A 13,917-nucleotide genomic window follows, 5' to 3' on the forward strand; every position below is an offset into this window, starting at 1 on the left:
CCGATAAGCACATACGCTAATGTACAGACCGGCCTGGGGGGCCGTTTTTTTATGCGGTGATTGCAAACTTGCTCTGATCGGGTACTAAAGAAAGACTGAATATATCTAACAGGAGGTTTTCGGATATGAAAACAGTATTGTATGTTCCACTGGATGATCGTCCAGCGAATCTGGATGACGTCGTTGTACAAGGAAAAGCAGCCGGTATCCATATCATTACACCGCACCTGGGTGACATTCAAAATCGTCTGGACTCCGAGAAAACGGTCGAAGGCACAACATTGCTTGGAACGTCTACGCCTACGTATGGCAATCCGTCCAACATTCACGATTTTATTCTGAAGCATGCTGCCAAAGTGGATGGATTCATCATCTCTTCGGATATGCTAGCATATGGTGGACTGATCGGCAGTCGTCAGCTTCGTGAAGATGAGGGTGGCGCATATCCGAACTATGATCAGGACACAACCCGTTTGCTCGATGTGATTAAAGCCATTAAAAAGAAATATCCGCGCAAACCGGTGTATGTGATGGATACCATTATGCGACTCGCTACCACTTCATTTGCAGATGGTCTCGCATTGGATGCATACAACGAATCTCGTGCACTGATGCAGCAGCCGCGGCAATCCTTTACGGCATTCGAGGATATTGTGAACGGGTACAACCTTTCTCCAGAGTCTACGGAATATGGGGAAACGACGCATTTTAATAAAGAACAGTACTACAGCACCAGACAACATAAATTCAAAACGAATCTGTATATTCTGGATAAGCTTGCTCGAAAAGGATATATTGACTTTCTCGCCGTAGGTGTGGACGATGCGAATACGCAAGGCGTTCAAATTAATGAGATCAATTATGTGGAAGCACGGATCAATGAATGGCTCGGTGGGACGGAAGGACAAAATCCGGATCGGGCGATTATCCTTCCAGATGCGGATGGCCTGGGTCACGCTCTGGTGGCACGCATGGCTAACCAATTGCTTCGCGGCGGGGCGAAGACACGTTATGCGGTTAAATATTTCGGCCCTCATGGTTCCACGATTATCAATGCCTACGAATATATGGATCTGCACAAGAATGTGGTGCGCCATGTGGATATTGTAGGTGGTGTGGTTGTAGCGGATTCGGCCTACCCTGAGCCTGATGTGGAAACGGATACAACTTCCGATAATCAAAATGAAAATGAATTGAGAAGTGCCTCATCTGTGGGTGAAGCTTCTTCGTTTGACATGGCGTCTGAGCTGGATCGCATGACGAACCGTCATCCAGGAAAACCGGGTAAAAGTCCGGTGGACATTGAGATTATTGCCATTACGGCGCTGGATCAGGTGCAGGCGGCTGTGGCGCAATTGACGAGTAATAGTGAGAAGGGTCTACCTTCGGTTTTGATTGATTTTGTAGGAAAAGGTCCAGCCAACGTCGATGTAGCCGAAGCACTCCTGAACAGTCCGCATACGGGTCGGGTTCTGGGTTACAGTGCATGGAATACGCCGGGAAACAAAATCGGTATGGCTGTGGGTATGGGACAATCCCGTTATGCTCTGATTACAACGGAAAAACATGCTCATGTGTTGCGAGATGCCATGAATGCACAGGGGTCATTGTTGTTCAAACGCTTCCTGAAAGATTACTACTATAAGGCAGTAGCGATTGCAGACATCCGTACGTATTCCAGAGCGCATGCGCTGTATACCAATGTGGCAACCCTAGCGGATCAGAATATGTCACTGTTTAACTCTGAAGAGGATTACGCTCATCTGCAGAATTTACTCAGGGATCTGATGCAGACCCATACAGCGACGCTGGAGGGAAAACCAGCTTTTGCCCAAGGGAATGTGGCGATCAAACAAATCTGTAATGGCGAAGCAGTCTATGCGGAGTATTGCAGCGCGCTGCTGGAATATACGAATCCCGATTTCATCTGGGGACGTGCGTTTGAGATTACGTTGAATCCCAAGGTTTCGCTGAAATAAGCTATATTTTTTAATTTGTGTTTTAGGAAGTGGAATGTGGCGAGCATCCATAAAGAAAGATTAGGATGCTATCTTTTGTATGAAAATGATCAGTATATTCAGGAATTAATTCAATTTATTTTTGTTCAATTCAATAATTGATTAAAGATTAGCACTTTTCTACTAAACTTCCACCAGGAAAAAATTAGTATAAAAGTGCTATTTTGTCTGTATTTTGTTGACACTTTTGTATGTTCAAGGTTATAGTTTTTTTTGTGGAAAAAAAATCCAATAACGGAGGAGTGGTTGTATGAAACATATTAAGAAAGCGTTATTATTATGCGGCTTAGGAGGATTATTGTTTAGTAACATACAAGCTTATGCGACTCCAGTAACTGGTTACTCTTGGGGAAGCAGAAATATAACTTATCAAAACAATGGTTTTAATAATTTCTACATAAACATATGGACAAATGCTAGAGATGAATGGAACTTATCTACTGATGTCTTTCTAAAAGCTGGTACGAATTCTAAATTTACTGCGGGCAATAAATCTGACAGTGGCGTTACTTGGGATGGACGTGCGGAATGGACATTTAGTATTATAACTGGAAACTATTCCACTATGAAAACATGGGTTAATACATACTACACAACGCAAAGTCATTACAATACAGACAATGTAGAGGGTATCGCAACTCATGAATTTGGTCATGCTCTTGGGTTGGATCATGCTCCATTTGGTAATCCTACAGTTATGACTCCAAATACATTTGAACGTAATTCTTCTGGAGCTTTAGTAGACGGGCGTCCAAACAAGTCACCAACTTCATGGGACATAAATACCATTAATGTTCTTTATGATAATAACTTTGCTAAAGCTCAGAGTGATGAACCTGTGCTAGATGTTCCCGAAAATGTTCTTCAAAAGGCTCAAATCACACAAAAAGATTTGAAAATAAATCATTATTCCTGGGCTATTGGCTATAGCACACTCGAAGCTCGTGCATATGATGCAGATCTTATTGTGAGTGGGATTGTTAAAAACAAACTTAGTCCTCTCATTAAAAATGATGGTGAAAACGAAGAAGCATTTCACCAATCGGAGGTAGCTATAGAAAATGTCATCAAAGGAGAAGGTTCAAAAGGAGATTTAATTAATCTACGACAAATTGGCGGAGAAACAGATACGTCTATTATTTACCATGAGAATTCTACCGAACTCCAAGAAGGTACAGAAGTATTGTTGTATCTAAAAAAGATCGATGATAATGTATACATTCCTATTAATGAGGATGAAAGTATCTTTATTAAACAGGGTGTACAATCATTTAAAACGGGTGACAGTTCGTTTAAAAACCTATACGATAATCGTTTAGTTACTTTTGATGAAGTTTCAGCTTCCATTAATTAATAGTCAAGGTCAAGGCCCCATCTAATTAGGGGCCTTAATCTATCCCTGGAGGTAATATGAAAAGAAAATTGTTATTTATTCCGGTCGTTTCTTTGATTTTACTTTTGATTGGGTGTTCATCTTCCTCAGGAAGTTTTGCTTCAGATAAAATGGTAAAACTAAAGGGAGAAGTCTATATTACAAGCAATGACATCATCTCAGAGGAAGAACTAGCTGAACAAATAGGTGAGATAGAACTATCCTCAACGAATGAGAGTGATCATGATGATGAGAACATTATAAGCTCCAACACATACAAAGTAGGCACAAAACTATTTAAAATCAAAAACGAAAACAGTATAGATATGATTGCTGTAGAAGACTCTACAGATAAATATCTCATCGCCTATAATAACAAGTATACAAAAAAATAGAATAATGTAATAACACGTAGAGGGATGATACATGTGGCATAAATTTTACTATTTATTAGTTCTGGATCAGTATATTCAATAAAAGATAAAATTAAAGATTGTTTATAAAATATTATGATAGATAGAACCAAGATAAGATACTTTAACTAAGTTATCGTCTTTTTTCCACCCCAGATGCAGCCTTAATCACACCTAAGTCGTACGAATCACCATCCGCGCTAGGGATGAAAGGGTGTAAGATTGTATTATCGGATCAATAGCAAAGGACACACACCGAAAGCACATACGCTAATGTACACAGACCGGCCACAAGGGGCTGGTCTTTTTGTTGCGGTGAATGGTGTCCAGCTATGACGCCGTAATACTCAGAGGCTGAGTCAAAGGGGGAATTCGCTGCTGCAACATTGTCGCTGCACTATGTGGAGCAGAACGCAAACTCGCAGCTGAAGGGGGCGAAATGAATGTGTCTACGAGTAGTGGGTTAAACAACACGGCTAGCACAGGGCAAATGAGCAACGTCATCAGGCGAACGCTGAAGCAGAAGCTTGCGGCTCTTGTTCCGGCATGGAACGGTCGCGTACAGGATATTCCTGCATCGGGAGAGGTGTTAACCGGACCCTGTGCCGTGATTGCTTTTTCGGAAGAAGTACCGAAGTCTGCTTGGGCGGGGTATAGGAGGATCATCAAAATCTCTCCATATGCACGCCCCGAAGATGGAGGTGCTGAACAAGTAGAAGTATGGTCAGCAGCGCTGATGGAAGGACTGCACCAGTTCAGGCTGGAGGATGAAGAGGGCGGGGCATTTACCTGTATTTATCTGGGTTCTTCGGATTGCGATCGTGTGGACGCCAGTTCTGGACTGGTTACGCGCAGCCTGCGGTTTGGGGTGTATGTTCCGGAAACGGTGGAACACGCTCAGACTGAAATAGCAGATCCGTGGATGGCTGCACTTCAGGGCTGGACACGAACTCAGCTCGGACAGGAATGGTCCATATATGGGGATGTCTGGCCTGGAGGTTATAGGGCCCAGTCCATACTGTGGCGATTGACGGGATGCAGTACAACTACTGCAGGGACTTCTGCGCTGGAGATTCGGAAGCATTGGATTGGGCATGTGCTGGCTGTGAATGTGGGCGATGTCCGACAAACGGTCACACTTCTGGTTGAACAACTGGCTGTGCAGACCCGAATTGCTTTGACGGATACAGGCGATACGCGATATGTGACGGTGGATGAAGTTTCTGCTGACTTGCAGGCAGATGCCTACTTGAACGGACAGATTCGTCTGACGCTGCAGCAGCGTATTCGCCGTCCAGGAACGGATGCACCTTTGATCCGCGAAATTCATCATAGCAAGGGGATAGAGTAAACGATAGTCGAGAGGAAATCTGAGTACAGGTTCCAGATTGTAGCTTTAAAAATGATAGCTTTAGCATCAAAATCGTAGGTTCATAGGATCAAAAATTCATAGTTCAAAATTATAGCTTCATGCTTCAAGATCGTAACTCGGAAGTCATAACGTGAAATTATCGTTTTGCAAAATCATAGTCAAACAATGAGGTGAGATGGCCATGGCAAGCTCCGTGAAAAAAAGCAAACAGGCTGCCCCGCAATATACGCGGGCCGAGCTGATGAATCATGCTGAAGCTCTCTTTGCCGTTCAGGCAGAGGTGCTGTACGGTGCGCTGTACGAAGCAGCGCAAGAGACGTTTTCCATTGAAGAAGCACAGGAACGTATCAACCAATTTATGAAAGCGAAGGTGAAGGGATAATGGCAGGCGGAACTTGGGAGCAAACGAATCGTCCGGTACTTCCGGGCTTATATATGAATTTTCAGGCGGCGGCATCTTCGGCCATTCAGGCTGGTAATCGCGGAACGGTTGTTGTGCCGATTAAGGCAAACTGGGGTCCGGTGGGCACTTTTGTAGAAGTCGGCAGTGAAGCTGCAATTGAACGTATTTTCTCGGCACATGCCCTGGATAACGGGACAGCTTATACTTCCTTGAAGCTCGCCCTGCTGGGTGGACCGAAAAAGCTGCTCGCTTATCGGGTGGTCGGAGCAACAGCAAAAGCAGCCACGCTTACGCTGAAAGACAGCAGTGATGCATCCGTTCTGCAACTGGACGCGAAGTATCCGGGTGACCGGGGTAACGGATTCTACGTCACGATTCAGCCGGGTGTAATTGATAATACGAAGCATGAGGTTCGCCTGTTTGAAGGTAACCGGATGCTGTATGCACTGCTGACTGCGGATATTTCGGCAGCGTCGCTGGCGAAAGAGATCAATGCGGATGAAAGCAACATTTGGATTAACGCTCAGGCGATTGGTGAGGGTACAGGTGTCGTGGCAACCGTTGCAGGAGCGGCGTTCAAAGGTGGCGCAAGTGGCAACGATGGTCTGACCAATGCAGAGTATATCGCTGTACAGGGCGCGCTGGAAGGTGAGCAATTTGACGTGTTGGCACTGGATCATGCGGCGGATGCACCTTTGCTGGCGAGCTTTGCGGCTTGGGTCAAACGTGTACGCAGTGAGGGTAAGCCAGTGATGGCTGTATTCGGCGGCACCACGGCGGATGATACTTCCGCAACAGCTGCACAGAAGGCTTCTGCACGTTCACTTACGTTGAATCACGAAGGCGTAATTAATGTTGGTACGGGTGTGCGATTGGGAGATGCTTTCTATAGCTCGGCGGAAACGTCTGCTTTTGTCGCGGGTCTGATTGCCGGACAACGTCTGAATGAATCCACAACATACGCACCTTCTCCGTTCGATGACGTAACACGCCGCTGGACGCGTGCAGAGCAGGAGCAGGCGGTACAGAACGGCGTATTTATTTTCTTCCATGATGGACGTCAGGTGAAGGCGCTTCGTGGAGTTAATACACTTGTAACCCCTGCTGCAGGACAGAATAATGCCTGGAAAAAAATCCGTTCGATTCGTGTTATGGATGCGATTAATACGGATTTGCAGCGCTCTGCTGAAGATACGTATATCGGCAAAGTGAACAATACGGAAGAGGGTCGTCAGGCGTTGATCGGTGCGATGAAAGCCTATCTGGCACTGCTCGCACAGAGTAATGTCATTGAAGCTGAGGGATACGATGTCGTTCTCGACCCGGCATATTATGGGGCTGCACCAATTCTCAAGCCGGAGGCAGATCAGGTATTCCTGCAATGGAATGTGAAGCTGACGGATGTGATGGAGCAGTTGTTTGGTACGTTTTACGTGCAATAAACAGTAGACGGAAGAACTTATAAATACATTTGAAATGATCCCAAGGAGGAATTGTAAATGTTGGATGCGTCAAGAGTGATTCTCGGTACCCATGGTCAGCTGCATATCGATGGTGTGTGGCAGACGAACATTAATAAGCTGGAGGCCAGCGTAGAGATTGAGAAACGAGAACTGAATCTGGTCGGTAACGACTGGAAAGTACACAAAAACGGTGCGAAAAAAGGAACAGGCACGATGACCGGTTACAAAGTGACGTCGGACATGATCGTACGTGGTTTCACCAAGTTCCAGATTATCTCGAAGCTGAACGATCCGGAGTCGTATGGACATGAGAGCGTCTTGCTGAAAGGCTGCATGGTGGACAAAATCCAGCTAGCCAACTGGACAGCGGGTGAGGAAGTACCGGAGGAAACAGGTTTTACGTTTGAAGGGTTTGAACTGTTGAATCCGATTGTTGCGAACTAAGGGTTGGAATGACTTCGTAATGAAGCTTGTCTGATCGAACGTGTGAGCAAGTTGACTTAACATGAGAGGGACACACATGCAGGCTGAGAGCATCTCGGTCTATTTGTTGTCCCTAATTGTTGAGATACATGAACCCAATTGTGAAATGAGAAGGAGATCGAGCCCCATGAGTATGAATGAAAATATGTCTGAAGAACAAATTTTGGACCAGTTGTTTGAAGCAGCGGAACGTTTGCCAGAGGAGAATGTGCGTATTCAGCGCCTGGATCTATTGCTGACCCTGCGTGGATTGACGTCCTCCAAAGTGGATCAGATCCGCGAACGCTGTACGATTCGCAAAACGGTCAAAGGCCGCACCGAGGAAAAGGTGGATACAGAAACGTTTAACGCGCTGCTGATCTCCGAAGCAACGGTGAAAATGAATGTGCGCGGACTCGAACTGTCCGGCTGGGGAGACAACCGTATCACGGGTCGTATGAAGCTGTCCGGTGGGGAACAAGCGGTTCGTCGCATGCTGCTCGCAGGTGAGCTGGATGCTGTAGGGGATAAAGTACTGGAGCTGTCCGGCTTCGGTGTGGAGATTGAAGACCTAAAAAACTGATTCACTCCGGCGGGATGACCACGTTCCTGTATCACATGTGGGTTCGTCATCATCTGCGGCCCGGAGAATTCTGGTCTTTGCCGCGTGGGGAACGCTCGCTGTTGATTGCTTTTTCGGAAGAGGAAATGGCAGCGATTACCTCGCAAATGAATCGATAATTTAGAAAGGGCAGGAGGTGAAAGAATGGCAGAAATGATTGTAGGTTTGTCCAAGTCCAATGCGGAAATGAAGACAACGCTTCGTTATCTGGATCAGATCCAGCGTTCGACTGAACGTCTGGGCAGAGTTCGCTATCAGAGTCTGATCAAGGTGAACAATGAGCTGAGAACGACCGGACGCAGGCTGGAGCATATTTATAGTACGGCCGTTCGGTTGAGCAGGCTGCGGATCACACCAACGATTGGTTTGAATGATCAATTAAGCCCTGCCTTAGATCGTGCATTGGCGAAACTGAACAGTTTTCGAAATCAGATGGTGAAGGCTTCGGGAACGGTATCAGTTGAGGTGAAGCAGAAGGTTGAAGTGGCGATGGGTAAGATGAATCCGGCGAGTGGGTCTTCCATGTCCGTTGTGATCGGGAGTCATAATACCACGATTAATAATGTGGCTAAAGAAGATGATAAAGGTTGGCTTGAAAAAGCACTAGAATGGACCATTACTGGATTGGATGCAGCAAATAATTTAACCGATTTGATTGGGAAAGGTAAAAAACGGTGGTCCGATAGAAAGGCTAAAAAGAATAAAGCGAGTAATCCGAGTGTGACTACAGAAGTGACCGAAGGTAAGAAAGGCAAGAGTCAAACACGAAACAGTTCAAGAACGGGTAGCGACACACCAAGCAAACCGCCTGCCCGGAGAGTATCTGGTGGACGAGGTGGAGGAAGGTTTACTTCCAGAGCAGCTACTCCAACTCCCGCACCAACGCCGAGCGTGTCCCAAATTCATACAGACACATCAGATCGTGCCTTTCAAGAAGCCAAAAACATTGCCAGAAACCGAATGTTTGGTCGTGGCAAAACATCCAATCTAGTCTCAGGTCTAATGTCCAGTTCTCCTATGGCAATGTCCAACATGCTCTCGGGTGATGGCATGTTGGGCAAACTGGGTGGCGGTCTTGCGAAAGGTGCTGGAAAATTGATTCGTCCGATCAGCATGCTGGCGGATGTGGCGAACATAGCTACCGCGCCCCCTGAAGAACGTGGCCGAGCTGTGGGTTCCATGATTGGTGGCACAGCAGGTACGGCGATTGGTAGCGCCATCGGCAGTGTCCTTTTGCCGGGAATTGGAACTTGGGTTGGGGGCGCAGTCGGCGGTTGGGCTGGCAGTGCAGCAGGCGGCTGGATCGGGGACAAATCCAAGGATATTGGAAGATTCATGTCCAATGCTACCGAAGGTGTGGGTAATGCATTGTCGGGTGCAGCGGATTACGTCTCTGAGAAAACGAAAAACATCACCGATGGCATATCCAGTTTCTTCGGTTTTGGCTCGAAGAAGGAGAACAAAACCGTATCGGCGGCAACGATGGCTTCAACGTCGCAAGTAGCAACAGGTCCGCAGATGCCACCTGCCTATATTCCACCGGCACTGACCATGACGGGGCCGGCGGCTTTTATGAACAATAAGGTCGGCCAGTCCACATCTGCTGCATTTATGGGAACAAGCGTGATGCAGAACCAAGCGATGGCGCTTGGTAACGGAGCTCAAACGAATGCCAATGGCAAATCGTCCACGATGACGGTACAAATATCCGAAGACCAGATGAGTAGTCTGTCCGGTTACTTGAAGGATTTTAAAACCGAGACGACCAACCAGATCTCCGTAAACGTACCACAAGGTGCTGTGCAGGTGACTGTCCGGGAGAACGCCATCGACTACGATGCGATCTCACATCAGGTTGGCATGAGATTTGCAGGCGAAGTGCGCCGTGCGATGGAAAATCGAAAAACGATTATGGCCTAAGCAGAAAGGAGGCCTGTCATGACTGTATTTAAAGATAACGTGGAAGGTATCAAGATGGAATTTACCCTGATCGACGGAAAAACGAAGTTTCAATTTCCGGTAAAACCGGAAGAACTGACGATCTCCCGATCCAAGGGATACGAAACGATTAATATGCTGGAGTATGGCGAATTTGATTTTGCGCAGGGGGAGAAGGTGAAGGAGATCACCTTCTCTTCTTTTTTTCCCAAAGAATATGATGCGTCCTATTGCATGTACGAGCCTTTGCCTGATCCACGTGTAGCGATGAATATGCTGAATACGTTTCTGGTATCGAAAAAGCCACTGCGCTTTATCATTACCAACACGGGAGTAAATGTGCCCGTGTATCTGATCTCGCACAATACGACCTTCCGAGGCGGTGAGAGCGGGGATATTTACTTTGACATTACGCTGCGAACGTGGCGGGATTCCAAAGTGGAGAAGGTTGGCGGTGCAACATCTGCGAGCAAGTCGGGTTCTCGTACTGATCTGAAAACGAGCAGCAAGACCTACACCGTCAAATCTGGCGATTCCCTGTCCAAAATAGCAAAGCTTGAGCTGGGCAGCAGTTCCAAATGGAACGAGATTTACAAGCTCAACGCGAAGACCATCGGCAGTGATCCGAATCGGATCAAGCCCGGACAAAAGCTGGTGATGCCATGACCTACAAGGTCATTGTAGATGACAAATATGACATCACCAAGTTGGTGGAGACAATTACGCTGAAAGATTCGCTCGACCAGATTGCCTATCAGGCCAACATCCGGCTGGCGGTGTCTGCGTCTTCGGGTCTGCCTGCGATATCACCGGGTATGGCGGTACGGATTAGCGGGGTTCCTTTTGGCGAAAAATCAATGGTTCACTTGCTGCATCCTGCGGTCATCTGGGAGGTGGAAAGCTCGAACAGCGGTACTAAGCGGCTATCTCTTACGGTGTACGACCGGATGATTTATCTGGAAAAATCAGAGGATGAGTTCCTGCTGCCGAAAGACCAGACTGCCACACAGCGTCTCAAAACGTACGCCAAGGAATGGAAAATTCCATACGCCGCTCTGCCGGATACCAAAACGAAGCTGAGCAAAGCGGTGTATCGGTCGCAGACGATTTTTTCGATGGTGTTTGCCGATCTGAAGGAAACGGTGAAGTCCGGTGGGGATATGTATCATCCGCGGATGACGCCGGGCGGGTTGCAGCTGTTCAAGGTGGGCAGTAATGCAAAGGCGCACGAGCTGGATCGACTGATCGATCTGACTCAGATGCGTACGCTCGAAGGCGCGGTCACCAAAGTTAAAGTGATGGCGGCCTCGGAGTCCAGCAGCGGCAAAGAGGTTCCTTCCAAAGTGCTCGCGATTGAGCAGGATGGTGTAGCCGAACTGGGCACGCTGCAAAAGCTGATCGAGGACGATCAGGTGAAAACAGCGACTGCTGCCAAGAAGCTAGCGAAAAGCCGCCTGACGGGTATTCAGGAGACCTTTACCGTATCTGCACCAGATGTGAATACGATTCGTGCCGGAGACGCGGTGCTGCTCAAAGGGTTGAAACTGATCGTCATGTCCGTTAGCCGTGATCTGTCCGCTGGACCTGGAACGATGACGTTGGAACTGGGCACGGTCGAGATGGTGAAAAGGAGGGTTTACCTTGAATAAAGAAGATCCGTACGGGCATTTTGCTGAGGTCATGCGGGGTGCAATGAGTACGCAAACCCGTCAGGCTGTGAGCGGCATGGGAGCGGTGCTGGGTACGATGACTTCATCCGGCGTGAAGTTGGATGATTTCAAGCACGAAGTGCAGGACTATCTCGTGGCCGAGTTGCCGGGCACGCTTGGATTGCCGGAGCGCGAGGCTGCTGGCGCGATTTCCGGTATACCTGACGTGGCAAACGGCGGAACGACGGGCACGGGACGGTTTCTTTTGCAAAAAGGGGAAGTGAAAGAAGCGGTGTGGTCTCTCGGTAAAGGATTGAAAGCGGGAGACCGTGTGCTGGCGATGCGGGTGAATGGCGGTAACGACATTGTGGTGCTGTGTAAGGTGGTGAGTGCGAATGCCTAGTTTGTTCCCGGAAACGGGTTTGGTATGGGGAGATGATGAGGAAGATCTGTCAGGAGTGGCTTCGGAAGAGGTACGATTTGGACGGAGCTGGCGATTCGATTACGAAGCGGGGGATTTTGTGCTGACCCCAAGTGGCAAAGTCGCTGTGGCAGGTGCGCATGAAGCCTGGGTGCAATGGTGCATCAAGGCGGTGAAGACGCCGCGGTACAGACATGTGATTTACTCCCGGAACTATGGTTCGGAGCTGGATGAGTTGGTCGGTCAGGGGGACAGCCGGGGCGTGATGGAAAGTGAGATCACCCGGATGGTTACGGAAACGCTGCTGGCTGATCCACGCACAGATTCTGTGGACCAGTTCACGTTTGATTGGAATCGGGAGCAGTGCATGTTCTCGTGTCGTGTGGCGAGTGTGCAGGAAGAGATGTTTATTCTGGAAAGTGAGGTGATCTGACGGGATGGCTGAGATTCCGCGTTATTTGGAGGACCAGACGGAGGAACAGATTATGCAGCGTATGCTGGATCGTCTGCCCGCGGATCTGGACAAGTCGGAAGGTTCTTTTCTGTGGGATGCGGAGGCTCCGGTAGCTTTTATGCTGTCCGAGGCGGCTTTGTGGGCGCAGGAATTACTGCGGCGCGGGTTTGCGAGTACTGCGGCGAGCAGCGATTCGAATTTTCGTTCGGAAGAAATGGATCTGCGGGCAGGAGAGCACGGCATTACGCGGCGGGCTGCGGTGGCGGCGCAAGGTGCGGTTAGATTCGCGGGTACGCCGGGCAAGGTGATTCCTGCGGGCACGGTTGTGGCTACTTTGGCCGATGAAATCTCCGGTGAGGCTTCACTCGAATATGAAACCGTTAGTCGGGTGGAGCTGGGAGAAGATGGTCTGGGCAGTGTTGGCGTGCGGGCGCTTATTGCCGGAAAAGAAAGCAATGTGCCTGCGGGCACGGTAACTGTGCTGTCCACACCAGTGAGTGGCGTTACGTCTGTAACTAATGTTGAGGTGATCAAGGGCGGTGCGGATATCGAGGCAGATACAGCGCTGTTGGAACGCTTTTATGCCAAAGTCCGCAATCAGGGGACAAGCGGCAACAAATCGCAATATGTGCAATGGGCCAGTGAAGTACCAGGGGTTGGTGCAACGCGTGTAATTCCGTTATGGCAGGGGCCGGGCACGGTGGGATTGTATTTGCTGGATACGGACAAACGTGCCGCGGGCAGCGATCTGGTGGCGGCTGTGCAGAAGTATGTGGACCCGACGCAAGATGGACAAGGGGAAGGCGTTGCACCAGCTGGCCCAGTGGTGAACGTGATGCCAGCAGAGGAAGTGCCGATGAACATTCAGGTGAAGCTGACGCTGGCAAGCGATGCGACGTTGGCAGATGTACGGGCGTTGATCGAACGCGGGGTGACCGCGTATCTGAAACAGTTGGCTTTTGCCGATCCACTTGTGCGCTACACCCGTATTGCCGCAATCCTGCTTGACATTCCGCCGATTATCGACTATTCGGAGCTGACCGTGAACGGTGTAAGCGACCAGAATATTGAGATGAAAGCGAGTCAGGTGGCCGTGCTGGGGACGGTGGATGTGCATGAGTAGCGTGCAGGGCCAGATGATAGATGATGATGCAATTCGTGAATGCGGCGATGAAGGCAGTATGGGACATCGGGAATGTTCTGACTATGCGGCATCCGGTTCAACTGGAAATGAAGAAAGTGGCGGGCAAGAAGAGTGCTTGGGTCGTGCGGTACGCCGCTCGGGAACGCAACATTTGAGCGAAGCATTTTGCATTGACGTGAAAGGAAG

Annotated in this window: 16 protein-coding genes; all 16 read left to right on the forward strand. The window is 48.6% G+C overall.

The window, feature by feature from the left end:
- Positions 1 to 125 precede the first annotated feature (125 nt).
- The gene (locus AMS66_RS25275) at positions 126 to 1,979 is read left to right on the forward strand and encodes a DUF4127 family protein (RefSeq protein WP_053783408.1); all 1,854 of its coding nucleotides are present in this window, start codon (positions 126 to 128) and stop codon (positions 1,977 to 1,979) included.
- Between the two features lie 289 nt (positions 1,980 to 2,268).
- On the forward strand, positions 2,269 to 3,372 hold the full coding sequence (locus AMS66_RS25280) for a matrixin family metalloprotease (RefSeq protein ID WP_053783409.1): 1,104 nt from the start codon (positions 2,269 to 2,271) through the stop codon (positions 3,370 to 3,372).
- 56 nt (positions 3,373 to 3,428) lie between these two features.
- On the forward strand, positions 3,429 to 3,785 hold the full coding sequence (locus tag AMS66_RS25285) for a hypothetical protein (protein ID WP_053783410.1): 357 nt from the start codon (positions 3,429 to 3,431) through the stop codon (positions 3,783 to 3,785).
- A 463-nt stretch (positions 3,786 to 4,248) separates the two neighbouring features.
- Positions 4,249 to 5,154 carry a hypothetical protein gene (locus tag AMS66_RS25290; protein ID WP_144424609.1) on the forward strand — a complete coding sequence of 302 codons (906 nt, stop codon included), beginning with the start codon at positions 4,249 to 4,251 and terminating at the stop codon, positions 5,152 to 5,154.
- 214 nt (positions 5,155 to 5,368) lie between these two features.
- On the forward strand, positions 5,369 to 5,557 hold the full coding sequence (locus AMS66_RS25295; RefSeq protein WP_236703622.1) for a hypothetical protein: 189 nt from the start codon (positions 5,369 to 5,371) through the stop codon (positions 5,555 to 5,557).
- Positions 5,557 to 7,020 (forward strand): phage tail sheath subtilisin-like domain-containing protein, encoded by a 1,464-nt coding sequence (locus AMS66_RS25300; protein WP_053783413.1) that lies wholly within the window; start codon positions 5,557 to 5,559, stop codon positions 7,018 to 7,020. The genes AMS66_RS25295 and AMS66_RS25300 overlap by 1 nt, the downstream gene beginning before the upstream one ends.
- A gap of 57 nt (positions 7,021 to 7,077) precedes the next feature.
- Positions 7,078 to 7,485 carry a phage tail tube protein gene (locus tag AMS66_RS25305; RefSeq protein WP_053783414.1) on the forward strand — a complete coding sequence of 136 codons (408 nt, stop codon included), beginning with the start codon at positions 7,078 to 7,080 and terminating at the stop codon, positions 7,483 to 7,485.
- Between the two features lie 166 nt (positions 7,486 to 7,651).
- The gene (locus tag AMS66_RS25310; RefSeq protein ID WP_053783415.1) at positions 7,652 to 8,086 is read left to right on the forward strand and encodes a phage tail assembly chaperone; all 435 of its coding nucleotides are present in this window, start codon (positions 7,652 to 7,654) and stop codon (positions 8,084 to 8,086) included.
- Between the two features lie 35 nt (positions 8,087 to 8,121).
- Complete coding sequence (locus AMS66_RS34450; RefSeq protein WP_256337973.1) at positions 8,122 to 8,244, forward strand: hypothetical protein; 123 nt, start codon at positions 8,122 to 8,124, stop codon at positions 8,242 to 8,244.
- Between the two features lie 25 nt (positions 8,245 to 8,269).
- Positions 8,270 to 10,045 (forward strand): hypothetical protein, encoded by a 1,776-nt coding sequence (locus AMS66_RS32505; protein ID WP_053783416.1) that lies wholly within the window; start codon positions 8,270 to 8,272, stop codon positions 10,043 to 10,045.
- Between the two features lie 54 nt (positions 10,046 to 10,099).
- Entirely contained in the window at positions 10,100 to 10,729 is a 630-nt protein-coding gene (locus AMS66_RS25320; protein ID WP_053783515.1) for a LysM peptidoglycan-binding domain-containing protein, read from the forward strand.
- The gene (locus AMS66_RS25325; RefSeq protein WP_053783417.1) at positions 10,726 to 11,712 is read left to right on the forward strand and encodes an XkdQ/YqbQ family protein; all 987 of its coding nucleotides are present in this window, start codon (positions 10,726 to 10,728) and stop codon (positions 11,710 to 11,712) included. The genes AMS66_RS25320 and AMS66_RS25325 overlap by 4 nt, the downstream gene beginning before the upstream one ends.
- On the forward strand, positions 11,705 to 12,115 hold the full coding sequence (locus AMS66_RS25330; protein WP_053783418.1) for a hypothetical protein: 411 nt from the start codon (positions 11,705 to 11,707) through the stop codon (positions 12,113 to 12,115). Before AMS66_RS25325 ends, AMS66_RS25330 begins: the two co-directional genes overlap by 8 nt.
- A complete protein-coding gene (locus tag AMS66_RS25335) occupies positions 12,108 to 12,566 on the forward strand; it encodes a DUF2634 domain-containing protein (protein ID WP_053783419.1) in 459 nt (152 codons plus the stop codon). The genes AMS66_RS25330 and AMS66_RS25335 overlap by 8 nt, the downstream gene beginning before the upstream one ends.
- A gap of 4 nt (positions 12,567 to 12,570) precedes the next feature.
- Positions 12,571 to 13,710 (forward strand): baseplate J/gp47 family protein, encoded by a 1,140-nt coding sequence (locus AMS66_RS25340; protein WP_053783420.1) that lies wholly within the window; start codon positions 12,571 to 12,573, stop codon positions 13,708 to 13,710.
- A gap of 20 nt (positions 13,711 to 13,730) precedes the next feature.
- The gene (locus AMS66_RS32840; protein ID WP_160319735.1) at positions 13,731 to 13,886 is read left to right on the forward strand and encodes a hypothetical protein; all 156 of its coding nucleotides are present in this window, start codon (positions 13,731 to 13,733) and stop codon (positions 13,884 to 13,886) included.
- Positions 13,887 to 13,917: the final 31 nt, after the last annotated feature.

Origin of the sequence: Paenibacillus xylanivorans (genome assembly GCF_001280595.1) — a bacterium.
Lineage (GTDB): Bacteria > Bacillota > Bacilli > Paenibacillales > Paenibacillaceae > Paenibacillus > Paenibacillus xylanivorans.

Excerpts from the sequence above, each read along its gene's own strand:
- AMS66_RS25275 (WP_053783408.1), top strand. The coding sequence starts at position 126 with ATGAAAACAGTATTGTATGTTCCACTGGATGATCGTCCAGCGAATCTG.
- AMS66_RS25280 (WP_053783409.1), top strand. The coding sequence starts at position 2,269 with ATGAAACATATTAAGAAAGCGTTATTATTATGCGGCTTAGGAGGATTA.
- AMS66_RS25285 (WP_053783410.1), top strand. The coding sequence starts at position 3,429 with ATGAAAAGAAAATTGTTATTTATTCCGGTCGTTTCTTTGATTTTACTT.
- AMS66_RS25300 (WP_053783413.1), top strand. The coding sequence starts at position 5,557 with ATGGCAGGCGGAACTTGGGAGCAAACGAATCGTCCGGTACTTCCGGGC.
- AMS66_RS25305 (WP_053783414.1), top strand. The coding sequence starts at position 7,078 with ATGTTGGATGCGTCAAGAGTGATTCTCGGTACCCATGGTCAGCTGCAT.
- AMS66_RS25310 (WP_053783415.1), top strand. The coding sequence starts at position 7,652 with ATGAGTATGAATGAAAATATGTCTGAAGAACAAATTTTGGACCAGTTG.
- AMS66_RS34450 (WP_256337973.1), top strand. The coding sequence starts at position 8,122 with ATGTGGGTTCGTCATCATCTGCGGCCCGGAGAATTCTGGTCTTTGCCG.
- AMS66_RS32505 (WP_053783416.1), top strand. The coding sequence starts at position 8,270 with ATGGCAGAAATGATTGTAGGTTTGTCCAAGTCCAATGCGGAAATGAAG.
- AMS66_RS25320 (WP_053783515.1), top strand. The coding sequence starts at position 10,100 with ATGGAATTTACCCTGATCGACGGAAAAACGAAGTTTCAATTTCCGGTA.
- AMS66_RS25325 (WP_053783417.1), top strand. The coding sequence starts at position 10,726 with ATGACCTACAAGGTCATTGTAGATGACAAATATGACATCACCAAGTTG.
- AMS66_RS25335 (WP_053783419.1), top strand. The coding sequence starts at position 12,108 with ATGCCTAGTTTGTTCCCGGAAACGGGTTTGGTATGGGGAGATGATGAG.
- AMS66_RS25340 (WP_053783420.1), top strand. The coding sequence starts at position 12,571 with ATGGCTGAGATTCCGCGTTATTTGGAGGACCAGACGGAGGAACAGATT.
- AMS66_RS32840 (WP_160319735.1), top strand. The coding sequence starts at position 13,731 with ATGATGATGCAATTCGTGAATGCGGCGATGAAGGCAGTATGGGACATC.